The sequence below is a fragment of the Nitrospira sp. genome (genome assembly GCA_024998565.1).
Taxonomy (GTDB): Bacteria; Nitrospirota; Nitrospiria; order Nitrospirales; family Nitrospiraceae; genus Nitrospira_A.
Genome location: JACOEM010000006.1, coordinates 135131 through 160356, shown reverse-complemented (window position 1 = coordinate 160356; position 25226 = coordinate 135131). Strand labels below are relative to the sequence as shown.

General features: G+C 59.5%; 32 protein-coding genes and 1 pseudogene. All 33 read right to left on the bottom strand.

What is annotated here, in order from left to right:
* Positions 1–8: 8 nt before the first annotated feature.
* Positions 9–992 carry a hypothetical protein gene (locus tag H8K11_11610; GenBank protein ID MCS6264392.1) on the bottom strand — a complete coding sequence of 328 codons (984 nt, stop codon included), beginning with the start codon at positions 990–992 and terminating at the stop codon, positions 9–11.
* 203 nt (positions 993–1195) lie between these two features.
* Positions 1196–1417, bottom strand: a pseudogene (locus H8K11_11605) (CopG family transcriptional regulator).
* Positions 1389–1679, bottom strand: coding sequence for a BrnT family toxin (locus tag H8K11_11600; GenBank protein MCS6264391.1), 291 nt, complete (start codon positions 1677–1679; stop codon positions 1389–1391). Before H8K11_11600 ends, H8K11_11605 begins: the two are co-directional and overlap by 29 nt.
* Positions 1680–1784: 105 nt before the next feature.
* A complete protein-coding gene (locus tag H8K11_11595) occupies positions 1785–2318 on the bottom strand; it encodes a hypothetical protein (GenBank protein ID MCS6264390.1) in 534 nt (177 codons plus the stop codon).
* Positions 2319–2339: 21 nt separating this feature from the next.
* The gene (locus tag H8K11_11590) at positions 2340–2894 is read right to left on the bottom strand and encodes a hypothetical protein (GenBank protein MCS6264389.1); all 555 of its coding nucleotides are present in this window, start codon (positions 2892–2894) and stop codon (positions 2340–2342) included.
* 3 nt (positions 2895–2897) lie between these two features.
* Positions 2898–3485 carry a hypothetical protein gene (locus H8K11_11585; protein MCS6264388.1) on the bottom strand — a complete coding sequence of 196 codons (588 nt, stop codon included), beginning with the start codon at positions 3483–3485 and terminating at the stop codon, positions 2898–2900.
* A 100-nt stretch (positions 3486–3585) separates the two neighbouring features.
* Positions 3586–3972, bottom strand: coding sequence for a hypothetical protein (locus H8K11_11580; protein MCS6264387.1), 387 nt, complete (start codon positions 3970–3972; stop codon positions 3586–3588).
* Positions 3969–4451 (bottom strand): hemerythrin domain-containing protein, encoded by a 483-nt coding sequence (locus tag H8K11_11575; protein MCS6264386.1) that lies wholly within the window; start codon positions 4449–4451, stop codon positions 3969–3971. Before H8K11_11575 ends, H8K11_11580 begins: the two co-directional genes overlap by 4 nt.
* A 14-nt stretch (positions 4452–4465) precedes the next feature.
* Positions 4466–4951: a cytochrome c gene (locus H8K11_11570; protein MCS6264385.1), complete on the bottom strand. Its 486-nt coding sequence runs from the start codon at positions 4949–4951 to the stop codon at positions 4466–4468.
* A gap of 480 nt (positions 4952–5431) precedes the next feature.
* Positions 5432–7225 (bottom strand): arsenical pump-driving ATPase, encoded by a 1794-nt coding sequence (gene arsA / locus H8K11_11565; GenBank protein ID MCS6264384.1) that lies wholly within the window; start codon positions 7223–7225, stop codon positions 5432–5434.
* 25 nt (positions 7226–7250) lie between these two features.
* On the bottom strand, positions 7251–7613 hold the full coding sequence (gene arsD / locus H8K11_11560; protein ID MCS6264383.1) for an arsenite efflux transporter metallochaperone ArsD: 363 nt from the start codon (positions 7611–7613) through the stop codon (positions 7251–7253).
* A 47-nt stretch (positions 7614–7660) separates the two neighbouring features.
* Positions 7661–8137 (bottom strand): arsenate reductase ArsC, encoded by a 477-nt coding sequence (locus H8K11_11555; protein MCS6264382.1) that lies wholly within the window; start codon positions 8135–8137, stop codon positions 7661–7663.
* A gap of 53 nt (positions 8138–8190) precedes the next feature.
* Complete coding sequence (locus H8K11_11550; protein ID MCS6264381.1) at positions 8191–9021, bottom strand: arsenite methyltransferase; 831 nt, start codon at positions 9019–9021, stop codon at positions 8191–8193.
* A gap of 684 nt (positions 9022–9705) precedes the next feature.
* On the bottom strand, positions 9706–10635 hold the full coding sequence (locus H8K11_11545) for a pyruvate synthase (GenBank protein MCS6264380.1): 930 nt from the start codon (positions 10633–10635) through the stop codon (positions 9706–9708).
* Between the two features lie 63 nt (positions 10636–10698).
* Complete coding sequence (locus H8K11_11540; GenBank protein ID MCS6264379.1) at positions 10699–11937, bottom strand: pyruvate synthase; 1239 nt, start codon at positions 11935–11937, stop codon at positions 10699–10701.
* Entirely contained in the window at positions 11922–12839 is a 918-nt protein-coding gene (locus H8K11_11535) for a 2-oxoacid:acceptor oxidoreductase family protein (GenBank protein ID MCS6264378.1), read from the bottom strand. The genes H8K11_11540 and H8K11_11535 overlap by 16 nt, the downstream gene beginning before the upstream one ends.
* A 1-nt stretch (position 12840) precedes the next feature.
* Entirely contained in the window at positions 12841–13149 is a 309-nt protein-coding gene (locus H8K11_11530; GenBank protein ID MCS6264377.1) for a YtxH domain-containing protein, read from the bottom strand.
* 321 nt (positions 13150–13470) lie between these two features.
* A complete protein-coding gene (gene trxC / locus H8K11_11525) occupies positions 13471–13905 on the bottom strand; it encodes a thioredoxin TrxC (GenBank protein MCS6264376.1) in 435 nt (144 codons plus the stop codon).
* 33 nt (positions 13906–13938) lie between these two features.
* A complete protein-coding gene (locus H8K11_11520; GenBank protein ID MCS6264375.1) occupies positions 13939–14499 on the bottom strand; it encodes a c-type cytochrome in 561 nt (186 codons plus the stop codon).
* Entirely contained in the window at positions 14499–15482 is a 984-nt protein-coding gene (gene ppk2 / locus H8K11_11515; GenBank protein ID MCS6264374.1) for a polyphosphate kinase 2, read from the bottom strand. Before ppk2 ends, H8K11_11520 begins: the two co-directional genes overlap by 1 nt.
* A 105-nt stretch (positions 15483–15587) precedes the next feature.
* Positions 15588–15947, bottom strand: a complete 360-nt coding sequence (locus H8K11_11510) for a DsrE family protein (GenBank protein MCS6264373.1) — start codon at positions 15945–15947, stop codon at positions 15588–15590.
* 87 nt (positions 15948–16034) lie between these two features.
* A complete protein-coding gene (locus tag H8K11_11505; GenBank protein ID MCS6264372.1) occupies positions 16035–17444 on the bottom strand; it encodes a c-type cytochrome in 1410 nt (469 codons plus the stop codon).
* Positions 17445–17481: 37 nt separating this feature from the next.
* Entirely contained in the window at positions 17482–18117 is a 636-nt protein-coding gene (locus H8K11_11500; GenBank protein MCS6264371.1) for a c-type cytochrome, read from the bottom strand.
* Positions 18114–19295 carry a sulfite oxidase gene (locus H8K11_11495; GenBank protein MCS6264370.1) on the bottom strand — a complete coding sequence of 394 codons (1182 nt, stop codon included), beginning with the start codon at positions 19293–19295 and terminating at the stop codon, positions 18114–18116. The genes H8K11_11500 and H8K11_11495 overlap by 4 nt, the downstream gene beginning before the upstream one ends.
* Positions 19295–19729, bottom strand: coding sequence for an OsmC family protein (locus tag H8K11_11490; protein MCS6264369.1), 435 nt, complete (start codon positions 19727–19729; stop codon positions 19295–19297). The genes H8K11_11495 and H8K11_11490 overlap by 1 nt, the downstream gene beginning before the upstream one ends.
* A gap of 99 nt (positions 19730–19828) precedes the next feature.
* Positions 19829–20704, bottom strand: coding sequence for a c-type cytochrome (locus H8K11_11485; GenBank protein MCS6264368.1), 876 nt, complete (start codon positions 20702–20704; stop codon positions 19829–19831).
* A 214-nt stretch (positions 20705–20918) separates the two neighbouring features.
* Positions 20919–21269, bottom strand: a complete 351-nt coding sequence (locus tag H8K11_11480; GenBank protein ID MCS6264367.1) for a cytochrome c — start codon at positions 21267–21269, stop codon at positions 20919–20921.
* 50 nt (positions 21270–21319) lie between these two features.
* Entirely contained in the window at positions 21320–22645 is a 1326-nt protein-coding gene (locus H8K11_11475) for a cytochrome b N-terminal domain-containing protein (GenBank protein MCS6264366.1), read from the bottom strand.
* Positions 22646–22664: 19 nt separating this feature from the next.
* On the bottom strand, positions 22665–23216 hold the full coding sequence (locus H8K11_11470) for a ubiquinol-cytochrome c reductase iron-sulfur subunit (GenBank protein MCS6264365.1): 552 nt from the start codon (positions 23214–23216) through the stop codon (positions 22665–22667).
* Between the two features lie 36 nt (positions 23217–23252).
* Complete coding sequence (locus H8K11_11465) at positions 23253–23471, bottom strand: DUF2892 domain-containing protein (protein MCS6264364.1); 219 nt, start codon at positions 23469–23471, stop codon at positions 23253–23255.
* Positions 23472–23668: 197 nt separating this feature from the next.
* Positions 23669–24139 carry a hypothetical protein gene (locus tag H8K11_11460; protein ID MCS6264363.1) on the bottom strand — a complete coding sequence of 157 codons (471 nt, stop codon included), beginning with the start codon at positions 24137–24139 and terminating at the stop codon, positions 23669–23671.
* A gap of 21 nt (positions 24140–24160) precedes the next feature.
* On the bottom strand, positions 24161–24529 hold the full coding sequence (locus H8K11_11455) for a c-type cytochrome (GenBank protein ID MCS6264362.1): 369 nt from the start codon (positions 24527–24529) through the stop codon (positions 24161–24163).
* A 225-nt stretch (positions 24530–24754) separates the two neighbouring features.
* Entirely contained in the window at positions 24755–25189 is a 435-nt protein-coding gene (locus tag H8K11_11450; GenBank protein ID MCS6264361.1) for an OsmC family protein, read from the bottom strand.
* Between the last annotated feature and the right edge of the window lie 37 nt (positions 25190–25226).

The following is a 25226-nucleotide window of genomic DNA, read 5'->3' as shown; positions in this document are numbered from 1 at the left end:
ATGCCCGGTCATTCACTTTCAATAAGTCTTGATGCCCACCTCTGAAGGTCACTAAACCCTGCGCCAGCAGGGATTCTCTCGTCTGAAAGCCACTCTCCATTGAGATACTGTCTGATATAGGCCTCCCTAGTTCTTCCTGGATGTCTGGCAATCCACGATTGTTCGAAGTTCGCATGAATCTTATAGTGATGGTTATGAACCTGGATAAAAGGCTCCCATGTGTCGTAGAGCTGCTCGCGAGGCTTCGTATCTATAATCTCGATAGTATTAAGTTCTCGATGCGCTCCTAAGCCTTCCTTCAACAATTCGACTGCTGCAAAATCCGAAGCTGGAGCACCATAGCCAAATATTGTGATCATAAAAGATTCTGCTAAGTCTGAGCGTAACTGTTTCCAGGAGGCTGCTATCAGAGGGTCGTCGTCATAGTTCTTCCTCCTAATCGGATAGAGTAGTTTTGATTTCTTGAGAGCATCACCGCATACAAGACAGGAGTTTCCTACCGGCCCCTGATTCGAATGCTTAGCACAGAAACCAGCCATGACATTCCCATGCAGAAAAATTAACTGAGGTCCGGATGTATATAAGATTGGGTTTCGGTTAACCGCCTGGATCAAGAAAGGATCCCAATTGAAGGTGGCTACCACATCATTTTTTCTTAGGCTAACCAGTAGATGATCATACAGGGTAGGTTGGGCAGGAAGAACCAAGGACGAAAAATAGTCATAAATAATAGTCTTGGCGGCGTCAAGAACTTCACGAGAATCAGTTTCGGCCAAATCCGAATAGATTTCTTCAAAGTTCAGTTTTTCAAAGCTGATCCCGTTTTTCTCAAGCAGATCTCTCAAGGGGGTAACCGTTTGAACAAAATCTTGCATCAACGGCAAGCACAGACCATTAGCATCCCCATCAGGTAAAGCAGCTCTGCTGCAACCGGCACCTAAAATGACAACATGGCGGTTTCCCACCCCTGGCTGTTGTACTTCGTTGAACACATCACACCACGTCATTGCAGAGGTAGACCTACGAGGTCTTCCGCTTGCCTCTAGATGAGGCTCTCTCATTCTAGGGTTGAAGTTGCTCAACGAATGATCTTGGGCGATCGCCCGTTGTGATTCGTGAGTTACGCAGCAGTGCGCTTGCGAGCCGCTCGTCCGCGTGCGGCCCGCGGTGAACCTGAGGGACGGTCCTGAGGCTGCCTCTCGACATAGGCATCGAGCAAGCGGCGAATCATGCGCTGGTATTGGGTGTGATGCCGGGATGCCTCAGCCTTGAAGAAGTCCACGCTCTTCCTGCTCAGGGCCAACGTCACTTTAACCCCCTCATCGCGAAACGCTAATTCGGCGGGAGAAGGGAGAAAGTCTGGAACGACACGAATCTCGCCCATGGGCTCATCGCGATATCTTATTTTCGTGCTCATAGACTGCCTTTCCCTTTCGCCAATAGCCGGCGCCGATGATTCGAATAACCGAAGCTCGATAGGTAAACCGGACGGTCATAATGCCGCCCTCGACCTCCCCGAAGCAGTAGAAGCGGTCCTCTGACCTGCTATGGGTGACATCTTTGGCGATGACACGTCGTGAGTCAGCAAAAGCATATTGAGCTAACTGAAATGACACCCCATGCTTTTCCTGGTTCGTCGCGTCTTTGGCCTGATCCCACTCAAAACGTGTCTTAGCCATTGCCTTCCGCAGAGACTACCATAAGGCAATATTTCCTGCCATATGACCATATGGCGATTTGGGAAGAGATTCCACCTCAATCCGGCTTTGCACGCGTGCGCAAACCTAGCCTCCTTCTGCAGCCGCACGGCCTTCACAACCAGTGGTGGAAGATTCCGGTTTGCGCCCCTCTTCATCCCACACCCGCCGTCTTGCTCCGACATGGGTCAGCAGGCATTCCGCCGTCGCAAGAAGATCCTGCACCTGGCGAGCCGAGCGGTCGGCATAATGCGCCAGATCGAAGATCGGGATCTGGAGGCAGACCTCCGCGCGATTGTTTCGCTCCGGGGAGAAGACGATGCGATGCGCGGGAGGCTGCGGATGCTCGCAGGGCTTCAGAAGATCCAGCGTCTGAAAGAACACCCGGCAAAGCCGTTGCAGGTCGATAAGAATTTCACGATGCTCGGCATCATCATTGAGCGGCAACTGGGTCGGATCGCGAAACGCCGCATAGAGATTCAGTTGGAATCCGATCTGGACCACATGACCGGCACCGGTCTTCACATAGAACGGGTCGTGATCGAAACAGACTCTGCGCGTCACGATCATATCGCGCAGGGCTTGTTCGGTGGGAAAGGCTTGTTCGAGATTCAATCGCATCGCCACTCCATCATACTCCCTTCAGGATGCTCCCCTGCCATGACAAGCCAAGCACTCGGCGATACGACCAGGCTGATGCGCGCCACGCCCGTGTTCATACAACTGCCGCACGATCGGCTCATCTCTCAGCGTCGGCCTGGTCGCAACCCTCGCGCCGAACTCGTGACAGGCCGTGCAGGAACCGGTGCCGGTTGCACGGAAGACAAATTCCCCGTGAGGGTTGGTCCTCGTGCGCTCGGTAATTTGAGCAAGCGCCCCGCGATGTTCCGTGTGGCAGGCCGTGCAGGCCGTCCGTTGCGCCACCAGGTCACGATGCCAGGTCGTCACGGCAGGCGTCGCTCGATCCGCGAAATACCGATCCGAATGGCAACTCACACAGCGGGCCGGATTGGGCCCGCGGAATGGTTCGTGGCAGTGGAGGCACCCGGCCTGATCGACGTGGTACCGACTCAGATCTCCCGGCGCCCAGAATGAGGCGGGACTTCTCACCGATCCCCAGCCGATCCAGACGAGGAGCACAAGCGTCGTGAGAGCCACCACCGGCACCGCAGTTCTTGGCAGCGGATGGTATCGCATCCGTCACGAGATTCCTGCGAAGAACAACGCCCCCGCCACATGCAACAGCGTGAACACGAGAAACATCAACGTCATCGGCGCGTGGATCGCTTGCCACATGCGGAACGCTTCCTCTTGGGACGCCATGCCATGCAACTGCGCGTCTATATCGCTGTCGGATAATCCTTCGTGCTGGAGTCGGCGGCGTTGATCGTTGAGCGCTCTCAGGCTGAATGCATGTACCGCCTGCCCGACGATCCCGCTGACGACCACGATCACCATGGACAGCATCGCGAGAATCGGCACCAACGCGTGATAATGTGCGCCGGAGTGCAGAAAAATCAGCAACGGGCCCACCACCCCCGCCACCATATGAACTCGAAACCAGCCTCGCGGCCAGCGGCGGGCCGGGCTGATTCGCTTGCGCAACGGATACACAAATACCAGCAGGGTCACGGCGAGGCCGACCCAGCCGGCTGCATGGCCATACCGCGTATGCCCGAAGGGGGTGGTCTCCCCGAGACTGAGCAGGGCCTCGAACATCAGGGCGCTCGACACCGCCACGACCACGACGACAGTCACGACAAGGACACGCAGCCGCACAGACGTCATACCTCGCTCGCTCAGAACAAGAGGAGAGCTGATAGCGTATGGCTTATAGTAAGTAACTCAACGCAAGCCATCATCGGCCATACGCCATTCGCTCCCTCACTTACTTCCGGTACTTTTCCACGCCTTTATTGCCGCCGGCATGGCACCGCAGACAGTCTGCGAATCGCCCGGGGCCATGAACCCCCTTGGCCTTGGCTTTGAGTTCTTGGACCAAGGCATTATCCTGCACGTGCGGACTCACCGCCCCCTCTTTGCCTGCTCGGTGACAATCCAGGCAGGTGGTGGCGCCCGTCGCCCGAAAGATCAAATCGCTGTGCGGATTGGCCACCATGCCACCGGCGTCAGCTATCGTCCACTCAATCGACGACCCTTCCGCCTCCGACGCAATCACACCATTGTACGGCACCGCATAGGTCCATCGCGGCACAGTGGCAACGATCAGCAATCCCAGGAGGCACAACGCAGCACCCAGGCCCGGGCGGCTCATGAGTGCCCGCTCCCGCAACAGGTCCGGTATCGCTCTTCAGGGATGTCTTTCATCGCTTGATACAGCTCTGCCCGTTCTTGATCGCTGATCACCTGATCGATCGACGGATAGAGAATCCGTTCCTCCTTCATGTTGTGCGATTTCAGAATATCCAACAACCGCTGCTCGTCCCGATCGCTCTCCGGATCCTGCGCCTGGACCTTCTGGTGAATCGCTTCCAGGCAATCGCCGATCATCCGATGCTCGGTTCGCATGACCTGCGTCGGACCGCCTTCCGCCATACCGGAGTTCTCCTCCCATTTGGGAAACAGCACGTCTTCCTCCCAGACGATGTGGCGTTGCAGACCGAACTTGAAGGCGGCGAACGCCTCTTTGGCCTTGGCGAAATCCTTTCGCTTCTGCTCCTGAAACGTGGTGAACAGGGCATCGAGTCGGTCGTGATCCTGCTCGAACGTGACGCTGATCTTTCCGTCGGACATGCGGCTCTCCTTGGTTATGAACTACGCAGTTTGTACTCCAGGTGACAGGCAACGCAGGCTTTCAACACCTTGTTGAACTCGGGCAGGATCTGCTTTAGATCCCGCGACGGCATCGCATCGGCCAACTTCTCCGCGGCGGCATGATGCGCCATCGCCAGGTCATGATAGGCCGGGGGAAAGTTCTCCGGCTGCTGGCGAGCCATCGCGTGCCGGTGCATGAAAAAGCCCAAGTGCGTTTCGGTCAAGCCTTGAGCGAGCCGGTAGTCCTCGTCGACCAACGCGGCAACGATGGCTTGAACCGTCTCCAAATGTTGCAGCATGACGGCGCGATGTTCCTGTCGGGCCTCGGCATCGAGTCGGACCGGCGTGCGCACATCCGGGAGGTGAACGGGAGGAGGATCACGCCTCTGCGATCCGACACCATGGTCCACACAGCCTCCGATCGGTATGATCGCCGCCAGGGTCAAGATCCAGGCGCCTCCATTCAGCCACATTCGCATGGTCCTATTCGTCGATGGGAAGCGACAACCAGCTTGATTCCATCCTGTCCGGATCTCGTGAACAGATAGGTATCGAAACATCATACAGACCTCATGTGCTATTCCGCTGGCGGCACACCGCCCTTCGGCTCAACCTATTGAGGACAGTGCTTGCTTCCCACGCTACCTCCTGTTCGTTCACGCACTAGACGCTCCTGCCGTCCCGTACATCCGAGCGACCCTCCTCCACGCTCTCTCATATTACAGGTATGATGCCAAGGGGTCAGGGAGGAATGACCGGGGGACGCCTCCTCCAAGAGCGTGAAAAGAAACGGAAATAAGAGACCGCCAATCTACCATGACATCCGGTGAGGCGAGGAGGAATGACCCACTTTCGGAACCTTCGCTGTTGCGAGACGCCACAGCCGGATGCCCGGCACCGGAGACACAAGTCAGCGCCGCTTCGAGCTTCAGCGAGAGTGGATTCTGAGGGGAGAGCGTCTATGAGTCGTGAGTTGCGCCGGTATAGTCCGGCGCAGGCTGCGGTTTGACGAGCCGGAGCAGCCGTTCGATGCCGATCGGCTCTTCGGTTTGCATCGGCACCAGCGCGACGCGGGCGGCGTACCTGGTCCGCACCGCCTCAATCTGGGCGAGCTCGAACGCGGCTCGCTGCTTCAGCAGGGGCGACGAGGTAAGCGCTGCGGACAGGCTGTTGTTGATGAGCCAGGCCCAGGGTTCAATACCGGCTCGGCGCAGCTCGTCTTGCAGCCCTGCGGCCTCCAAAACCGGCGTGGTTTCCGCCAAGGTCACAATCATGACCTTCGTCCGTTCAGGGTCCTGTAACCGCATCATCGGCGTGGTGTGATGCAGAAGTGGATCGATATGACGGGTGGCCTCGCGGTGATAGGCCCCAGTGGCATCAAGCAACAGCAGCGTGTGCCCGGTCGGCGCCGTGTCCATGACGACGAATTTCTTGCCGGCCTCGCGAATGATTCGGGAGAACGCCTGAAACACCGCGATTTCTTCGGTGCAGGGCGAGCGCAGATCCTCTTCCAGCATGGCACGGCCCTGGTCATCGAGATCCTTGCCCTTGGTATCGAGGACATGTTGCCGATAACGCATGATCTCCGCGTGCGGGTCGATTCGGCTGACTTCCAGGTTGTCCAAGGATCCGGACAACGTGTCGGCCAAGTGGGCGGCGGGATCGGACGTGGTCAAATGGACGGGCAGTCCGCGTTGGGCCAGTGCTACCGCCACCGCCGCGGCAAGTGTGGTTTTGCCGACCCCGCCTTTGCCCATCATCAGGACGAGGCCGTGGCCGGTTTTCGCGATCTCATCGACCAGGGTCGATAACCGCGTCAGATCAAAGGATTGATTGGCCGGACCAGTGGTCACCGGAATGGCTTCGTTTCGATCAGAGAAGAGGCTGCTCAGCGCCTCGACTCCGACGAGATTGGCGGCCTTGAGCGGGAGATAATCGGTCGGCAGTGCTTGCAGGGCGGCAGGCATTGCGGCGAGCGCCTCTTGCTCATGGCGACGGATGGCGGAGGCCAGTGCGTCCTGCGCCGCTTCGCGTTCCGGCAAGACTCCATTGATGACGAGATGCTGCCTGGCCAGGCCGATGGCGGCTAATTCCTGATGCGTGCGGGCCACCTCGTCCAACGTGCCCTTCTGTGCGCGAGCCACGAGGATCAACCGGGTACGGTCGGGATCGGACAGCGCCGTGACTGCGTCCGCGTAGCGCTGCCGCTGCTTTTCCAGTCCTGACAAGGGACCGAGACAGGAAGCGCCCCCCGGGTTGGTTTCGATAAAGCCGCTCCAGGCGCCAGGCAGTTGCAGCAGTCGGATGGTATGGCCAGTCGGTGCCGTGTCGAAGATAATATGGTCGTATGAGCTGATCAGCGCCTCATCGGTCAACAGCGCAGTAAATTCGTCGAAGGCGGCAATCTCCGTGGTGCAGGCTCCGGAAAGCTGCTCCTCAATGCTCCTGACCACGGAGTCCGGTAACTGTCCACGAACCGGGCCGACGATACGTTCGCGATACTGCTGTGCCGCCAGTTGCGGATCGATTTCCAGAGCGGAGAGGCCGGCGACGTTGGCAATCGCGGTGATGCTGTTGCCGATGGTCTGACTGAACACCTGCCCAACGTTAGAGGCCGGATCAGTACTGACCAGGAGGACGTTCTTCCCTTGTTGAGCCAGACGAATGGCCGTGGCGCAGGAAAGCGATGTTTTCCCCACGCCACCCTTGCCGGTGAAAAACAGGAAGGTGGGGGCATGGTCTAGAAACCGCATGATGTACGTCTTTACCAGGATGACCTCAGCAACAGGAGTTGCCACTACAGCAGCTGCCTTCTACCTGGCTCACCGTGGGGACAGCGACTAAACGAGCCCAACGGGTCAGCTCAGCCCGGCTGGGATACCGCCCGGCCAGGGCCACTTCACCGTCCACGAGTATCAGCGGGAGTGAACCCTCACCCGAGCGCTCTAAAAAGCTTTTGACCCTGGGATTGTTCGCGAACTGCAACGGTTGTTGTCCCAGGTTAAAGCGTTCGATCATGACACCCTGCTGCTTCACCCACTCAACATCGGCCGCAAAGGTTACCAACGCCTGATCCACATCGACTCCGCACACACCCGTACTGCAGCACATGGCTCCATCGTACACCTCAATCGTCGTCATGTTGAACCTCCATGAAATCGTGAAAGAAGAATGAACACCAATCCCTGTTACGGGAGCTGTGCAATGCGGTCGAGTTCAACCGTGAACTGCTCCCGATCCGTCCGGAGCCGGTCGAGCGGCAATTTCAAGAATGCTTCGATGCGGGTGCGCAAGATGCGATACGCCTGCTCAAACTTCGCCTCAATTTCGGCGTCGCTTCCGATCGCTTTGGCCGGATCTTCCACACCCCAATGGGCACGCAACACCTGGCCAAGGTAGGCCGGGCAGGTTTCACCCGCTGCGTTGCCGCACACCGTGATGACGATATCCGGAATGGCCGGAAGGTCAGTCCACGATTTACTGTATAAGCCCTCCGTCGAAATGCCTTCACGCCGCAGGAGCGCCAGGGACCGTGGATGGACCGTACCGGTCGGTTGACTCCCCGCACTCATCGCGCGCCATTCAGGGCCTGCCAGAGCGTTGAACGTGGCCTCGGCCAACACAGAGCGGCAGGAGTTGCCGGTACAGAGAAAGAGAATATTCACAATCGCATCTCCTGCGGGAAACAGCCAAGCCTCGCACGGTCACCGGGGAGCCGCTAGAGAGCCCTCTGCGCAGATTCCCCTGGCTTCGTTGCGCGGATGAAGGCACTCATGAACTTGCCATCCATCTGCGGCCCGAGCGTCTCCACATCGAGCCCTGCACCGGCCAAGAAGTCTTTCGCATCCTCGGCGCGATAGATGCGAGTGGGGACAATCTCAATGTCGCAAAACCCCGCTTTCGCGAGCTTGTCCCGGTAAGCGGACTCTTCTAAGGCACCCGCGACACAGCCCATCCACAGTTCGACGCTGTGGCGAATCTCCGCCGGGACGTCGCCGCGCACGACGACATCGGAAACGGCGAGCCGACCGCCCGGCCTCAAGACCCGGAACGCCTCGGCCAGCACGCGATCTTTGTCGGAGGAAAGGTTGATGACACAGTTGGAGATGATCACATCGACCACCTGATCTCCCAATGGAATGTCCTCGATCTCGCCCTTGAGAAACTCCACATTCCGGACTCCGGCTTTCTGCTGATTCTCCCGCGCTAACGTGAGCATCTCGTCGGTCATATCGAGTCCATACACCTTGCCAGCCGGTCCGACCCGACGAGCGGAAAGCAGGACATCGATCCCACCGCCTGAGCCGAGATCGAGAACCGTCTCGCCGGGATTTATCTGAGTCAATGCCGTCGGATTCCCGCACCCGAGCGAAGCCAGCACCGCCTCCGTCGGGAGCGATTCCCTTTCGTTCTCCCCGTAAAGATTCGAGGTGATGAAGTCGACCCGCTCGGGAAGCGATCCACAACAGGAACTCCCGCCGCGCTTCGCTTGCCGCGCCGCTTGCCCGTACTCTGCCTTCACACACTCCTTGATCTCCTCGCTGTTCATCACGCATTCCCTCTTGCCATCATCGAATAGTGAACCATCGGCGCCAAACCCAGCACAACCTCGGCACGAAGCCCTGTGGCCAGGCTTCAACATCATAACAAGATTTCTTGATATATCAAGAGGGACTTTACAGGCGTCGAACACGCGGGGAGAAGACGATGCGTGGGATCAACCGGGGTACAGATACGAAGCGCACACGTTCACATCCCGCGGATAGGCAGGCAGGGCGGCTGAGCGACCGATTCCGCAACACAGGTCACGTTCCTTATGTCGTAGGATTGGGTGTGGGTTTCTCCTCCTTGAAAATCCCTTCCACAGATTCGCGCAACCGCTCCAAAATTCCCGCGTTGTCCGTGCCCCGGATATCGACTGGAACGAAATGCTTCTCATTGAAGCCGGTCGCGCGAATGAGTTTCTTGAACAGCTTCTCCTGAGCCTTCGGGGGCAGGCGCCCACGAGCAAGTAACCGTCAGGCTTGGACGTCTTCATTGCCTCCTCCAAAATGGCGTTCCCCCCCTGACCACATAACTGCGGGCTGAGGACGGTGTACTTGACGTCCAGGTCCGATTCGACCTTAAAGGGAGCTTATTCATGTCAGAATCTTTGAATGAATCACAAAGGCCTTTGCAATTACACAGCAATACTTTAATTTCCATGATGCGCTCTCCTTCGGGGATTAATTTGTTAGCCCTTCACCTGTAGCCAATAGGCGTCCACGCGCCCTTGAATGTGCTGAATCGCCTCCGTCTGCACGGTCGGTTCGAAGAGGTGCCGAAAACGCCCTTGCAACTTGAGATAGGCCTCGACCGGCCTGCGCTTCGGAATGTAAGTGTGGGTGACCACTCCATTGATGGCTTCCTTCAGCGGCCAGAGCCCGGTCTCGACCGCCAGCTTCGCGACTTCCGGCGTTTCCCCGGGATCGTAGAGCCAGCCAGTCGGACAGGCCGCTAAGGCGAGAAACATCTTCGGTCCCGTGTACGCAGCCGCCCGCGCGAATTTCTCCTCCAAATCGAGCGGATAGCGCGGCGCGACGGTCGCGATGTACGGCGGCTTGTGCGCGCGCCAGATTTCAAAGATGTCTTTCTTCTCTTGAGATGCCCCGTTCGGATGCTGCAGGCTGCAGGGCGACGTCGCCGTCCGCGCCCCATAAGGAGTCGCCGGGGACAGCTGCATGCCGGTGTTCCCGTACGCCTCGTTGTCGTAACAGATGTAATAGAAATCGAGTCCGCGATTCATCGCGCCCGAGGTGGACGACAGCGCCATATCGTAGGTTGAACCGTCGCCCCCCAGCACCACGACTTTCAGGTTGTCGCTCTTCGGTAACCGACCCTTGGCGATCAATACGTCCAACGCATCACGTACGCCCTGCGCACCGGCAGGCGCGGAGCCCATCGTCGTATAGAGCCATGAGCCCTTGAATGACGTATAGGGATAGGCCGCCAACATGGTGAAGCAACCGGCCGCGTTGACATACACGACCTCGTCGCCGAGCACCTTCGCCGCAAGTCGCAACGACTCCAACCCGCCGCACCCTGCGCAGAGCGCGCTTCCCGGAAGCACATGCTCCTCACCTGGAACCTGCTTGATCTTCTTAAACGTCTCTCGTTGCCACATGGCGTCTCTCGTATCTCGCGGTTCGTATCTCGCCGCGTCCGAACGGTCAGCAGGATTTCTTCTTCACGTTTCACGTTTCACGCTTCCTGCCGCTACCATCTGGAGCTGAGTCATCTCCCGATGTTCGGCTTGAGTGTAGAGGAGAACCGGACCGATTCCTTTTCTGCTGACTCCGGCTTTCGCTGTTTGCTCGAAGATCGCGCGCAACTCCTCCACCGACAAATTCTGGCCCCCGAGCCCTCCGATGAAGGAACAGAGTGCCCGCGGCCGTTCCACTTCATGGTACAGGGAAGCGGCAATCTCCTGAAACAGAATGCCACCCTGCCCCGGCGCGAGATTCTGATCCAACACAGCCACAGCGCGACGCCCTCGCAATGCATCACGGATGGCATCCGCCGGCCAGGGCCGAATCATCCGGAGCCGCAACAGGCCCACCCGTTTCCCCTCTGCCCTGGCAGCATCGACCGCCGCCTTGCCTGTACCGGCACAGGAATTCGTCATCACGAGCACATCCTCCGCATCGTCCAGCCGATATCCCTCGACCACATCGTAGCGCCGACCGAATACCTGCTCGAAGGACGCAGCGGCTTCACCGTGCACCTCTAGGGCATTGATCGAGGCCAGATGCATTTGATGCCGGAAATAGGCATAGGGCGTCCCGCCGATCACCGCCACCCCTAACGAGTGGGGCACAGACGCGCTGAACCCGAGGTGAGCGGGACGGAACGGTGGCAGAAACGTCCGCACTTGCTCCGCATCCGGGATGCTAACAGGCTCACGCGTGAACGAGAGCGAAAAGCCGTCCAGATTCACAATGACCGGCAACATCACCCGCTCATCCTCTGCGATCCGATAGGCCATCAAAATCGAATCCAACACCTCCTGGCAGGTCTCGGCATGGATCTGCAGAAAACCGGAATCACGCGCCGCCAACACATCGTTATGATCCGACTCCAACGTAATGGGCGCAGCCAGTGCCCGCGATACGTTGACCAGCACGAGCGGGGCACGCCAGCCCGAGATCGAGTAGAGCACTTCGAAGGCATAGAGCAATCCCTGGCTGGATGTGGCGGTGAAGACCCGTGCCCCCGTGGCCTCTGCCGCGCCCGCCGCCGTCATCATCGAATGCTCAGAGTCCATCGTGACGAACCGCGCCGCCAGTTCACCGCCTTCACACCATTTGGCCAGCGCTTCCACAATTTCCGTTTGCGGCGTGATGGGAAACGCAGGAATGTAATCCACGTCGGCCAGCCTCGCTCCCCAGGCCGCCGCCAGGTTGCCGGTCATCATTTGGCTGTCCATGCCACTCCGCCTTCCTGTTCCCGCTCCGCGACGAGGGCATGCGTGGGGCACTCGTGCACGCAGATCTGACAGCCTTTGCAATGGGCATAATCGATCATTGGCCGGTCATCCTTGTTCATCGAAATCACCCCGTCGGGGCAATAGACGAAACAAAGCCAGCAGCCGTTACACTTGCCGGCGACCAGCACAGGCCTAAACGTCCGCCACCCGCCGGTTTCACGCAGCACGGAATTCCCGGTGGCGCTGATCCTGGCCGTCCCCCTGCTCGGCGATTCATAGACCGGTATGTGGAAAGTCGTCGCGATAGTCGCCGACTCTGCCACAGACTCCCGCTCCATCACCTGCACCGACTCATAACACGTGAGCGCGACGGTTTGATTCCGCTCAATGATCAGCGGGGCTACTCCGAGGTCTCCCAACTCCCGCGCAATGGCCTGCCGGAGCGGCTCCTGTTGCAAGTCGGACAACCGAGCGGCGACGGCACCGAGCAATGCGCTGATCGCCTCCCGCTGGCCGAAATGCTGCAGGGCAATCTCCGTCACCCCCAACGTCGTGATGCGACCGGGCAACCCGCTCTGCGTGCGAATCTGCTCTGCATGCAGCGGCGAATTGACGAACAGGATGGTCTGGTCGGTGATGCCGTCCGACACACGAGCTGCAGGATCCTTCAGCAGCGATGCATCGGCCACCACCACCAGATCGGGATGGGCAATGACCCCTCGTTCGCGGATCGGCTCCCGGCCGAACCGCGTGAATGCCGCGACCGGCGCCCCGCGGCGCTCGGCTCCATAGATCGGGGAATCCTGAGCCTGGTACCCGCTCAGAAACGCCGCCGTGCCGAGAATCCGGCTCGCCGTCTTGGCGCCCTGCCCCCCGCGCCCGTGAAATCGCACGGCATACATTTCAGGCCCGATCCGTCTTTTCTTTCTTGAACGCTTCCTTTCCCGCCGCCAAAGCCGCGGCAATCGTCGCCTCGGTCTCCTTCAGATACCGCTTGGCCTCATCAACGGTGTGGGAAAGATCCGCTCGGATCTCTTTGGCCCTTTCCAAGACCTCGTCCTCCGTCCGACGCGCATAGCCTTTGATCGCCCGACGGGTTTCCTCGCCGGAACTGGGCGCATACAGTATCGCCGCCATCGCACCCAGCATCGCCCCGCTCAAAAACGCGATCGACACCCCCAGTCCCGAACAGCTGTCATGATGGTCCGCCATGATGATGTTTCCTCCCTGCTCTATTGATTGCTCAGGAATTCAGCCTATCCCTCGATACCCCTCTTGGAAGAAAGCAGAGGACGTGCCAGGCAAGGATGCCGGCGCAACAACAAAATACCCGCTTTGGCAAGGGTTTTCAGGGACCAGCACACCGCAACAACGGAGGGGGATGTCGATTGGGGAATTCCAGAACCGGCCCGGACTCGGCACTGGCGCAAAACGCGCCAGCTATCAGGATCTCTCAGAATCCGGAGGGCTGAAGGTTGCACCGAGGAAAAGGAGAACGGATGCGAACGAAGCGCGAACGCAAGAAGGGACCGGTCAGATCTTGCTGCGAACCCACCGCACAATATCTTGAAGCCCCAGCGCCCCCGGCTGACGCGCCAATTCGCGCCCTCCTCGCAACAGCACCAGCGTGGGGATGCTGGAGATGCCGAACCTCGCGGCCAGGGACTGTTCCTCTTCCGTATTCACCTTGGCCAGGCGAACCTGAGGTTCCAGCATCTGCGCCGCCTGTTCATAGGCCGGGGCCATCATGCGGCAGGGTCCGCACCAGGGGGCCCAGAAATCCACCACCAGGGGAATCTCCGCTCGCTGCGCATGGAGATCGAAATCCGCCGCCGTCAACGCGATCGGGTGACCGGCAAACAAGGGAGCATGGCACTGACCGCAATTGGGCTGTTCCGCCAGACGAGCCGCCGGAACACGATTGATACTCCGGCAATGCGGACAGACCAGATGGAGTTTCTCCGTCACCGCTTCACCTGGTCCATGCGACATCCAGCCCCATTACCGATCGCAATGTTCTCCTTCACAGCCACCGCTTCCGGCTCCTCGATGCCCCATACCGCCCATACCTTCCCGCCCCCCCTTATGCCCCATCCCCCCAGCAGGCCCCATTCCTCTCCCGTGACCATGGCCCTCAGCGAAGGTGCGTTCATACTGGATCACGGCCCACATTTCTTCATCCGTCAGCTGCCCCGCAAATCCGACCATGCTGGTTCCGGGCGACCCGTTCTTAATCACCCAGAACAGTTCGCCGTCGGTCCGATGCCGCCAGAATCCGTGATGCTGAAAATTGCGGGGGGATGGATTCAGCTGCGACGCCACAGGACCATCGCCCGCTCCCTCCGGTCCATGACAGTTGGCGCATGTCCCTTTCCCGTGATAGAGGGCCTTGCCCTTTTCGACCACTTCAGGCGAATCAGGCAATGGACTCTTGAGCGCACGCGCCTCCTCGAGGTGCTCGATCGGGACGCGGGGCGGCTGCATATGTTGGGCGACTGCAGGGACACCCGTCACCACGGCCGCCGCCATGATCGCCAATGTGACACCCAGCAGCTTCTGCATCAGAAATCCAATTCCACCATCTTGCGATGGAACCGAGTGATGACGTTGGGATCCGGCGTCAGACGGATCTGCGCCTCATCTTTCCCCTTGTACGCCAGGAGGTTGAGCACGTGGCGCAAACTTTCCAATCGCGCGGCCTGCTTGTCGTTCGCCTTGACGATGATCCAGGGGCTGAAGGTCGTATGGGTTTTGCTGAACATTTCTTCTTTGTATCGCGTGTACGAATCCCACAGCTCCTGCGCCTTTTCATCGACAGGACTGAGCTTCCACTGCTTGAGGGGATTCTGCCGGCGCGCTTCGAATCGACTGGCCTGCTCCTCTTTGGAAATCGAGAACCAGAACTTGATGATCGTCACGCCGTCCTCGTAGAGCATGTGCTCAAATTCCGTCACCTGTTGCAAGAACCGCTGATGTTCCTTCTTGCTGCAAAATCCCATCACCGGCTCGACGACCGCACGGTTGTACCAACTGCGGTCGAAAAAGACGATCTCCCCCTTGTTGGGCAGTTGCCGGATGTAGCGCTGGAAATACCACTGGCCCCGCTCATCGTCCGTCGGCTTCGGTAACGCCACCACCCGCATGGCGCGCGGATTCAAATGCTCGGTAAACCGGCGGATCGTGCCGCCCTTTCCGGCCGCATCCCGTCCTTCGACAAGAATCGCAATACGCTGCCCATCCGCCTGCACCCAGCGTTGAAGGCGGACCAGCTCGACCTGCAGCTGCTGCAATTCCTGTTCATACAGCAGCGTCTTCCGCACGTCTTCAAGGTCGATGTTCTTGCTCTTGATCAACTGCAGCAACCCGCGCCGCGTGTTGACGCGCCGTAGATCATCTTCGGTCAGCGATCGACCGACCTCGCCGATCAGTCCGGCCGTCACTTCCCCACCGGCTTGAGCAGGAGGATGGTAACCATCCCCTTCCTTCGGCACAGCCGTCGGAATGATCTCCAGGTCATCGGTCTCAAGTTGCCCGTTGCCCCGCACGACCGCGTCCGTCGCTGCTGCCCCTGCGCGATCTTTCCGAATTTTCACTTTCCCACTCGGTTGTCCGTCGGCCGCCATGCGAACACCCGTCCCCTTCCTGCTGAATTAGAACGCCACGGTCCGGTCGCGCTCAGCCACAGCCTTGATGTAGTCCGGCATGCCTTTGATAACAGCTCCGGCTACGAGATCACCCTGCCCGATCTGCCTGGCAACGGCACAGGCCCCGCAGACCCAGATGGGAATGTTGGCAGCCTGAACGGCTGCCAACAGGTCTTTCAGCGGCGTCAAATTCACCCCGACGACATGATCCGCCGAGCCCTTACGCGCTGAAGTCACCGCCTCGTTCCACAACCACAACACCACGTCGTGGCCCTGCTCCTTGGCGGTCTTGGCCGCCATAAAGGGAAGGGTCGCCATGGTCGGATCGTCTGTGCCCCGACTCCCGGAAATGATAAACGTCGCCACTAGCAACCTCCTTCGTCTGCCATTCGTCGTTCGTATCTCGTCGTTCGTCCGGAACGTTTCACGAGATACGTTTCACGCTTCCCGTTCTTACTTCGCCAAACTTCTTACATAGGCAATCAATTGCCAGACCTGCTCATCCGGCAATCCGGCGAATGACATCATGCCGGTTCCTGGAGACCCGTTCTTGATGATCCAGAACAGTTGCCCGTCCGGAAGATCTTTCATCATCGAGCCGCACGTAAAGTTTCGGGGCGGTGGAATCAGCGCCGCCCCCATGAAGCCCTGTCCATTGCCCTTCTCCCCATGACACATCGCGCACGCCACCGGCTGGGCCGTCTGGAGAAACAGCGTTTTGCCCGCCTGAACGGTCGCGTCCGAATGCGGCAACGGATTGGTTTTGGACAGGAAGTCAGCCGGCGCCTTCGCCGTTTTCCTCGGCTGCGGGCACACACCGCTCGGGCCTTCAGCACTGCCCGCCTGCGCCACGTCGGCTCCCCCTTTGAACGTAACTCGCAAATAGGCCATCACATCCGCGACACCCTGTTGTCCGATGGTCAAACCCCAGTAGGGCATATTCGGCGATTTACCCATCGCCGCACCGCCGTGATTGATCACATTGTAGAGATAGTCCGTCGGCACCTTGTCGAACGGAATGTTCGCATGGATCGCCGGCTTCGGCTCCAGGCCGGATGCGGCGGGCCCATCGCCCTTTCCGGTCGCGCCATGACATTGCGAGCAATATTCCTTGTACAAGACCTTCCCGCGATCGGCACTCGCCATTCCAAACTCAGGCGCCGTCCAGGGCTCGTAATACTTGAAGTCCTTGACGCCCTGCACCATCAGGAACCCGATGACGGCACGGAGTTGCGGTTCCGTCGCATCGGCCAGAAACTCGCCGCTGTGCGGGACAAAGTCCTGCGGATTCAACCCGAACCGGAACAGCCAATCCTTGTCGTACCGTTGACCGGCCGCCACGAGCGAGGCACTCTGCGGCCCGCCGATGAGTTTGCCGTTCTCTTCGATCAGGTGACAGCCGAGACAGGCGTGGGCCTTGTACGCCATGCCGCCGAACGTCGCATCGAACTTGCTGACCTTCGAGAGATCGAAGGCCCCGACTTTTACCCGCGGGTCTTTGTTGTGCTGTTCGAAATACTCGGCAATACCCAGGGCGTCGTCTTCGCTGACCACCGGATGCCGCGTCGGCCCCTCAGGCAAATCCCAGCGATATCCCTTTGGATACAGCGGCGCCTCTTTCCCCGTCAGGTAACGAAGCAGCCACGAGCGCTGATATTTGCTCCCGGCCCAAATCAGATCAGGCGCCTTCAAATTGAAACGCGAATCCGCTTTTCCTTCCAGGCGGTGACAACCGGCGCAATTGTTCTGAATCAGCTCCTTGACGCGAGTCTGATCACTGCCTAACAGCAAGCGGGGGAAGGAGAACAACCCCACCAATATGACCAACGCGCATCCGACAATTACCGTCCGTCTTCCACCCATGAAACACCCCTTTCTTTCGCTCCCACTGCTGTCCCGATCAGCGAGTTGCCAACCAGGCATGAATATCCGCGATCTCCTGATGACTCAGCACTGCGCCCCAGGCCGGCATCGGCCCCCGCCCGTGGAGCACCGTTTCCCAAAAGGCACCGTCATTTTTCAGAATCGTATTGCGCGCGAGTTTCGGTCCGGCGCCACCGGCCGCTCCTTCGCCATGGCAGGCCTGGCAATTGTGCGCGTAGAGCCCCGCGCCTCTCGATGCCACTCCGGTCACCGGCCCCTCAGATCCCTGACGTGGGCCTCCCGCAGGCGCCATCATGGCCAACTCTTCTTCGATCGACGGCAGATGGTCCGGCGCACCGGAATGATACCGTGCCGTCACGAATTGCAAGACCGCGGCCGCCTCGTCCTTGGACAGATCCGCTCCCCAATGCATCATCTTTTCAACCGTCACGTTCCATCGGTCGGCCGGCAGCCGTTGCTGCACGATCAGGTCGGTCGTGTGACAGACGGCGCACCGGGCATGAATCAATGTCAGGGCTTGACGAGCCTGGGCCGGCTGAATCGTTCCGCGGTCCTCTTCCTGAGCCGCCGTGATCACCACCCATCCAAGCAGCGTACAGAGCCCTGCAGCGAGCACGAACCCGGAGGTCTTTTTCGCCGTTCTCAGGGTCATGCCGCCACCGTGACAGACAGGCGATCCCATCCGTTCCATAAAAATCCACCGGGATTCCAAGGGCTGGTGGCCGGTTGTTCCTGCCCCTGCGCATCGGTGGCGCGGCAGAGAATCGCAGTGGGCCCTGGCGTGCGGGCGTTCCACACAACCTGCCATTGTCGCCAGGCATAGGGCTGCCCCTCTCCCAATAACCGGGCCTGCTCCCAGGTCTTTCCGTCGTCGCAGGACACTTCGACCTTCACCACCGGCGCCTCGCCGGCCCAGGCGACACCTTGAACCGTGACCGGCCCGATCCGTACCGTGTCTCCCTCCGCCGGAGCGGCGATGAGCGACTTAACGGGCATCTGCTCGACCGGAACCATTGCGCTTCCCGGCAACCCGGATGATAGGCGAACGGCCGTTTCCGGAATACGATAGGCCTGCTGCATGTAGTAGCCGGGCGTTTCATCAGACCGAACCGTAATCTCGGTCAGCCACTTCATGCAGGACTCCGCCATCCAGCCGGGGGTAATCACCCGCAGCGGCGCGCCATGCAGCAGGGGCAGCGGACGGCCGTTCATCTCATAGGCCAGAAGTGTATCGGGATGGAGGGCCTTTGCGAGGGGAATACTTCGGGTGAACAGCGGCACCGTCGCCAGCGCCGGCCGGTCCGCCCCCTGCAATTGCACGTGGACTCCCTGCGGTTTCACGCCGGCTCGCTGCAGCACATCGCGAAGCCGCACGCCGGTCCATTGCGCATTGCCGACCGCCCCGCGCTCCCACTGCACCCCGGGCACTTTGGGACGATGGTGCGCGCGTCCGTTTCCGCTGCATTGCAGGACGGCGGTCAGGGTGACGGCTTCGAGTTGTTGTAAGTCTTTGAGGTTGAGCGTCAGCTCCTCTTTGACCAGCCCCTTGACCGTCAGTTGCCAGGCGTCCGGCTTCACCGAGTCGGCCGGGGGAGGGCCGAAGTGACTGCGCGTGAAAAATCGCTCATTGGGTGTGAGCCAGGAGGCAAATTCCCGGACCGGTGTTTCTGCGTCGAACGGCCTGGTCACTCGCACGGTCAGAGGCCCGGTTCCCTGCCCCGCCTCACTCCCCTGCGCGGTGGCGATCGAGGAAACCCCTGACCCGGCCGCCATTCCGATGCCGATTCCTTGCAGCACCGTTCGCAACCATTCCCGTCGGGACACTGTCATCACTGTTCCTCCGTAAGATCAGATACCGTCGCCGGATGCCCGTGCGGATTCAGCTCGATGGCGATAGCGGCAGGGACCACGATCGATTGATGGACCGTACACCCGTGCGCCACCTTCAGCAGCCGTTCTCTCAGCTCGGGCGTAATTCGATGGGGCAGGCGAATGGCGAGTTGGATCTGCCCGACTCGATGCGGCGCTTCGGCTATCGTCCACTCCGCTTCTACCTTCAGTCCCTCGCGAGAGATATCGTGTCGCGCGCAGAACTGGCCGACAAAGTACCCGACACAACTCGCCACCGAACCGACAAATAATTCCACGGGACTCATGCCGGCATCGGCCCCCCCATCTTCAACCGGCTGATCCGTGACCACGCGATGCCGGTCGCTCAGGATGTCGTACCGCGCTCCCCCCTGATACGCCACACTGAGTTTCATTTCGTCCTCCTCCGCTCGCATCTCATACGTCGCATCTCGTTGTTCTTTCCCAAGAGGGGTGTGCCACGAGATACGCGCCACGAAGAGCGTTTCACTCGTTCAATAGGGTGCATCCGCCGGTTTCCCTCCCTTCGGCCAGTCATTGCCCTTGTCGGGAAAATCCGGGCGTGGCTGGGAGTTGATATACGCCGCGACGTCATAGGCATCCTGATCCGACAGGGCCCATCCTCTGGTGCGAGGCATGTTGGATTTGATGAAGGCAGCGGCCACCGGAATGCGCGCCATCTCCGCGCCGATGTTGTAAGACTGAGGCCCCCACACGGGAGGAGCCGCCATGGTGCCCTGCCCGTCCGCTCCATGACAAAATGCGCAACGGGACGTGAACACCTTGGCGCCGTTCGCCACATCCGGCGGCTTGGGCGCTTGAATCCGCGGGATGCCGCGCCAGGCCATCCGGCTTCCGGCCGGAACATCTTTCGACAACCATTCGATGTAGTCCACGATGGCCCGGAGCTTGTGGCTGTCCGACGGAATCGGCTTGCCGTTCAAGCTGCGTTCAAAACATTCATTGATACGGTCGGCCAAGGTCACAACACGACCGGTCCGCGCGCGATATTCCGGATAGGCCCGCGAGAGCCCGACATAGGACGCCGAATTGGGATCGAGCCCTGCGTCCAAATGACAATTGGCGCACGTGAGCCGATTCCCTACGTAGGGTGCGGCGAATTCCTGCGTATGAACGACGAGCTCATACCCCAGCCGGATCTGCTCCCCGCGCTGGCCGCCGGGGATGGAATCGGGGGAGGGATGGCTGAAGAGGGCATCAAGCCTGTCCGGCTCGGCTTGACTCATGGCAGACTGTGCGCCGCTGCGTGTTTCCTTCGAGTCGACGCAACCTGCCATGAACGCGACGATCATGATGGCGCTGAACAATATGTGTTTCATACGTAGATAGTCTCGCAAACTACATACCACGTCGACAGGAGCTCACCTACGAGAATTAGCTTTCGACTTGCCCTACGGGGCATGCGTACCGGCATACTTGGCGACAAAAGCCACAGTCCCTCCCGCCCGCCTGCGGCATCGTGCTACAGAGAACTCAGACACCACCGTCTTGAATGTGGTGATTAGGGACAGGTTTGTGGAAAAGGATTCGGGAAATAATCAGTCTCGCGGATCCACTGCCAGATCAGGGTTTGAGCGAGCGAATGTAGGCAATCACATCGGCCAACTTCTCCTCATTGAAGGCGGCCGCATAGCCGATCATGGCTGTGCCGGGACGCCCCTCCTCAATCACCTTGCGCAACTGCGCATCGGTCTTCTCCTGCGTCGCCTTGGCCGTGAGATTGGCGGGGGGCGGCGCCAGGTAGGCCGCCATGTCGCTGTCACCTTTTCCAGCCGGCCCATGACAATTCTGGCAACTCTCGCGATACAACTTCTGACCGGCCTCGGGATTCCCCTTTCCGGAGGCGGCCAAACTGATCGGAATCGTTCCCAGCGCACACAGCAGCGTGAGGCTCAAACTAACTGTAGTTCGCATGACGATTCTCCCCCAAAAGGTTTCCAGGAATAGACTCATCTGCTCCCGCCTTACGTCGCCCGCTTCAAACTCAACATGTAGCTGGTCAAGTCATTGAGCTGTTGATCGGTGAGCGGGAACTTCGGCATGAACGATCCCGGCGATACGGATTGCGGATCGCGGAAATGCTTCAGATGCCACGCCCGGTCCGGCCTGGTGTCCCCGATCGTGGACAGGTCGGGGGCGACGGCGCCTCCTTCACCGTGAATGCGATGACAGCCGACACAACCGAGCTGGGCATACATCGCCCGCCCCTGAGCGATGGCCGGATCGGTTCTCGGCACGGCGTACAGATTCTTGAGCGAGATGCCTAAGAGGCCGAACACGACGAACAGAAAGAGCAGGCCGCTGCCCAGCGCTACCGGACGCCGGATGGGGTTGCGAACCGGATTGCGATCGATGAACGGCCAGCACAACATGATCAAAATCACGCAAAGAGGCAGGACCCAAGTCGCAAGCGGCTCAAGCGGCCCGTGTACGTATTTGAGCAACTCGTAGTAGAAGAGAAAGTACCATTCGGGCACCGGCACGAAGTTCGTATCGGACGGGTTGGCTTTATCCGTCAGGGGCAGGGGGATGCTGAACGCCAGCGTAGCAACCACGAGAAACACCGCGGCGATCACTACCGCATCCATGTAGACCTGCCTGGGAGCGAAGGTCTCGCTGCTCAGCGAGGCCCGATCGTCGGTCCAGGGTCCGGCCGGCCCCACCCGCCGCAGCACAAAGAGATGCAGCGCGATCCCGCCGATCAGGATGGCGGGGAGAAACAACACGTGGATCGCAAAAAACCGCGAGAGCGTCAATGCCCCGAGGATTTCTCCTCCTCGCAAGACCCGTGAAAAGAAATCACCGATGAGCGGAACCGTGCCCACCATGTTGATGCCGATCTGCGTCGCCCAATAGGCAGTTTGGTCCCAGGGCAGCAGGTAGCCGGTAAACGCAAAGGTCATCACGACGAGGAACAGCACCACCCCGACCATCCACATCACTTCACGAGGTTTTTTGTAGGCGCCATAGAGAAACGTCTGGAGCATGTGGAGGCCGATCGCCACGACCATCGACGACGCGCCCCAGTGGTGAAGCCCGCGCACGAACCAGCCGAACGTGATGTCGGTTTCAATGAATCTGACGCTGTCGTAGGCGTGGTCCGGCGTGGGGGCATAATAGAGCGCGAGGAACATACCGGTGGCCGCCTGGAGGACGAACAGAAACAGCGTCACGGAACCGAAGACGTAAATCCAACTGGCTCCACCGGGGATCGGCTCATCGAGCAGCGTACGTTGCACCGGCTTCAGGTTCAACCGACGGTCGAGCCAATCGTACAGGCGAGACGGCATATTCCTCGTGGGACGCGGGTTATAACTCCACACTCTGTGGAAGACCGGATTTGAAGTCTTGGTACATCACGAGGAGCCGGCCGCCCTCCACCTTTGCAGGAAGCCTGTCCAGCGGGCGCGGAGCAGGCCCCCCTAACACCTGGCCGTTCACATCAAACGAACTGCCGTGGCAGGGGCACAGAAACTTCTTTTCTGCGTCGTCCCAGCGATACCCGCATCCCAAATGGGTGCAGATCGGCGAAAACACCGTCACCTCGCCTTGCGGTTGCTTCACGGCCCACACCGCTTTATGCGACGTGGCTTCCAGCCAACCGTCACGCACAGTCGTGACATGATCCAATTGTGTGGGGCGCCCCGCCGGCAATGCATCGACAGGACCGACATCCACCCACGCCCGTCGGCGGCGTATGAAGGCCGGAGAGATCAGCGAGCCGAGCAGCGGAACAGCCAACCCCACCCCGACCACAGCAGCCGCGGCAACCGTCACCCAGTGAAAAAATGTCCGCCGTGACCCGACCGGAGTGGAAAATCCTCCCTCCGGCCGGTGATCAGGCTCTTCTTGATGGCTCACAAGTCATTCCTGCCTGCCGCTCGATCGCCTTACTGCTTACGACTTTTTCCCCGCATTGAGCGGACAGGTATTAATCCCCAACAACGTCCATACCGGGCAGAACCCCAGCGCGCCTGTGACCAGCGCAATCGTTCCCATTGCCAGCGCAATCCCCATACCGACCGGCGGTAGCCCGGCGAAAACACCGATGCCGATCAACAGGATGCCGAGCACAATCCGGACCGGCCGTTCAATACCACCTACATTGCATGACATCACAGCACCTCCTTGGTTGCGATCACGCTCTCGGCCGCCGGCTTTCGACCATGCGCATTCGGATTCACAGACTGCCGGTTACTCGCTATCTCGATGGGTATGAGTCATCGCAGAAGAAATGGATTCAGTGTTCACTCAACCGACCTGCTCTCGACGCTCCAAATCTCCCCCCGATGCCGACGCCTGATCGCGGACCGCTACTTCGTTGTCGCAAACCGATACATGTCATGGCAGGTGGTGCAGCGCGCCGTCATACTCGACAGACGATTGAGAATTTGTACGGAGGATTCCCCCTGCGCAATGCCGTCAGCCAGATGATCCATATCCTTATGAATGGACATGCCCATTTGTTTAAACGGCAGAGGGAGTTTCAACATGACGGCGGGATTGACGTCTGCCGCCATCGCCATGCCTGCCGAGCGGGCTGCGGCTTCTGCGGCCTTGAGGTTTTGGTCCGGGCTTCCCAATACCGTCACCACCCCATGCACCGACTTGAGCAATTGCCGCATCTCCGCCAGGATCAGATCCCGCTCCGCCGGCGCCAGGAGAATTTCCGTGCGCCCGTCGGCCCCCGGCCTGGTATGCCCCTGTACGAACAACGCCACAATCACGCCCACCGTGACCATCCATAACACTGCGGTTCCCAGCCCAAGCACGCGCCAGTTCATCAGACAATCCCTTCCATTCGGTTACGGTAGTGTGCGATTGGCGTTACTCCCGAGCACTCGTACGTAGGCCGTCACGTCACGGATCTCCTCGTCGGAGAGGACGAATTTCCAGGCTCCCATGGCAGTATCTTTCCGTCCGTCGTGAATGGCTTTCATGAGAGATCCATCCAGCTTGCTCTGCACGGCCGGAGCGCTGAGATCGGCGACCGGCGGATTAAACTTCATGTAGGCATCGCCCTTCCCATCGACTCCATGGCAACGGATACAGAGATTGGTAAAAAGCACTTTGCCTTTGGCCACATTCCCCCCGGCCGCATACGAACCGCTGCCGACCGCCGCAATGAGGAGCATCGACAGGAGAACCGGACCGGTGACTCTGGCGTTCATCATCTTCTCCTTTGCAAGGAGCTGCCGCACACCCGTGGCACCCCACATACGACGATGAGAATGCGATCCTCGTGCCAGTTGAACAGGAAGGGACAACCAAGGGAAATAAGAGAAACAGGGTGAGAGTAACCGATTCGCGGAAGAACTCGACGCCCAGCCGGGCGGGCCGTGGAGAGAATCACCCCACCACCCGATCCCGGCTGGCGCAGGATGCCACAATCCGGAACGTCAGGCGATGGTCGGTTCAAGGGTGATGCGTGTTTTCATCGAATTCGAGATCAGGCAGTTGGCTTCCGCCTTCTCGATGAGCTCCTTGGCTTTCGCCGCATCGCTTCCCGACTGAAGCGCAATCTGCGGACGCAACGTAATCACGGTGACCTGAAACTTTCCCTCTACGAGTTCCAATCGTCCTTCCGCCTCACAGTGGTACGACGTGAAGGTCAATCCGGCCCGTTCGGCGACCGCCAGAAACGTCGTCATCAGGCAGATATTGGCCGACGCCACATACAAGTCCTCCGGCGACCAGATCCCCTCATGTCCTTTGAACTCCGGAGGTGTCGCCACCTGGATATCCGGTTTTCCTTCGCAGGTAATCGTTCCTTTTTTCTGTTCCGTCCATTTCACGGCCGTTCGATACGTATAGACCTTACTGCGAACTTCCATCGTTCCCTCCGGTATGGTTTATGATGTGGGACCACAG

Coding starts and splice junctions, on each gene's coding strand:
- H8K11_11520 (MCS6264375.1), bottom strand. CDS start 14,499: ATGCAGAAGCTGCTGGGTGTCACATTGGCGATCATGGCGGCGGCCGTG.
- H8K11_11580 (MCS6264387.1), bottom strand. CDS start 3,972: ATGAGCCGCCCGGGCCTGGGTGCTGCGTTGTGCCTCCTGGGATTGCTG.
- H8K11_11450 (MCS6264361.1), bottom strand. CDS start 25,189: ATGGAAGTTCGCAGTAAGGTCTATACGTATCGAACGGCCGTGAAATGG.
- H8K11_11540 (MCS6264379.1), bottom strand. CDS start 11,937: ATGGACAGCCAAATGATGACCGGCAACCTGGCGGCGGCCTGGGGAGCG.
- H8K11_11535 (MCS6264378.1), bottom strand. CDS start 12,839: ATGTATGCCGTGCGATTTCACGGGCGCGGGGGGCAGGGCGCCAAGACG.
- H8K11_11475 (MCS6264366.1), bottom strand. CDS start 22,645: ATGCCGTCTCGCCTGTACGATTGGCTCGACCGTCGGTTGAACCTGAAG.
- H8K11_11505 (MCS6264372.1), bottom strand. CDS start 17,444: ATGGGTGGAAGACGGACGGTAATTGTCGGATGCGCGTTGGTCATATTG.
- H8K11_11570 (MCS6264385.1), bottom strand. CDS start 4,951: ATGCGAATGTGGCTGAATGGAGGCGCCTGGATCTTGACCCTGGCGGCG.
- H8K11_11585 (MCS6264388.1), bottom strand. CDS start 3,485: ATGACGTCTGTGCGGCTGCGTGTCCTTGTCGTGACTGTCGTCGTGGTC.
- H8K11_11590 (MCS6264389.1), bottom strand. CDS start 2,894: ATGCGATACCATCCGCTGCCAAGAACTGCGGTGCCGGTGGTGGCTCTC.
- H8K11_11600 (MCS6264391.1), bottom strand. CDS start 1,679: ATGGCTAAGACACGTTTTGAGTGGGATCAGGCCAAAGACGCGACGAAC.
- H8K11_11495 (MCS6264370.1), bottom strand. CDS start 19,295: ATGACAGTGTCCCGACGGGAATGGTTGCGAACGGTGCTGCAAGGAATC.
- arsD (MCS6264383.1), bottom strand. CDS start 7,613: ATGACGACGATTGAGGTGTACGATGGAGCCATGTGCTGCAGTACGGGT.
- H8K11_11490 (MCS6264369.1), bottom strand. CDS start 19,729: ATGAAACTCAGTGTGGCGTATCAGGGGGGAGCGCGGTACGACATCCTG.
- H8K11_11575 (MCS6264386.1), bottom strand. CDS start 4,451: ATGTCCGACGGAAAGATCAGCGTCACGTTCGAGCAGGATCACGACCGA.
- H8K11_11465 (MCS6264364.1), bottom strand. CDS start 23,471: ATGTCATGCAATGTAGGTGGTATTGAACGGCCGGTCCGGATTGTGCTC.
- H8K11_11455 (MCS6264362.1), bottom strand. CDS start 24,529: ATGATGAACGCCAGAGTCACCGGTCCGGTTCTCCTGTCGATGCTCCTC.
- arsA (MCS6264384.1), bottom strand. CDS start 7,225: ATGCGGTTTCTAGACCATGCCCCCACCTTCCTGTTTTTCACCGGCAAG.
- H8K11_11480 (MCS6264367.1), bottom strand. CDS start 21,269: ATGCGAACTACAGTTAGTTTGAGCCTCACGCTGCTGTGTGCGCTGGGA.
- H8K11_11545 (MCS6264380.1), bottom strand. CDS start 10,635: ATGTGGCAACGAGAGACGTTTAAGAAGATCAAGCAGGTTCCAGGTGAG.
- H8K11_11550 (MCS6264381.1), bottom strand. CDS start 9,021: ATGAACAGCGAGGAGATCAAGGAGTGTGTGAAGGCAGAGTACGGGCAA.
- H8K11_11460 (MCS6264363.1), bottom strand. CDS start 24,139: ATGAACTGGCGCGTGCTTGGGCTGGGAACCGCAGTGTTATGGATGGTC.
- H8K11_11530 (MCS6264377.1), bottom strand. CDS start 13,149: ATGGCGGACCATCATGACAGCTGTTCGGGACTGGGGGTGTCGATCGCG.
- H8K11_11595 (MCS6264390.1), bottom strand. CDS start 2,318: ATGCGATTGAATCTCGAACAAGCCTTTCCCACCGAACAAGCCCTGCGC.
- H8K11_11500 (MCS6264371.1), bottom strand. CDS start 18,117: ATGACCCTGAGAACGGCGAAAAAGACCTCCGGGTTCGTGCTCGCTGCA.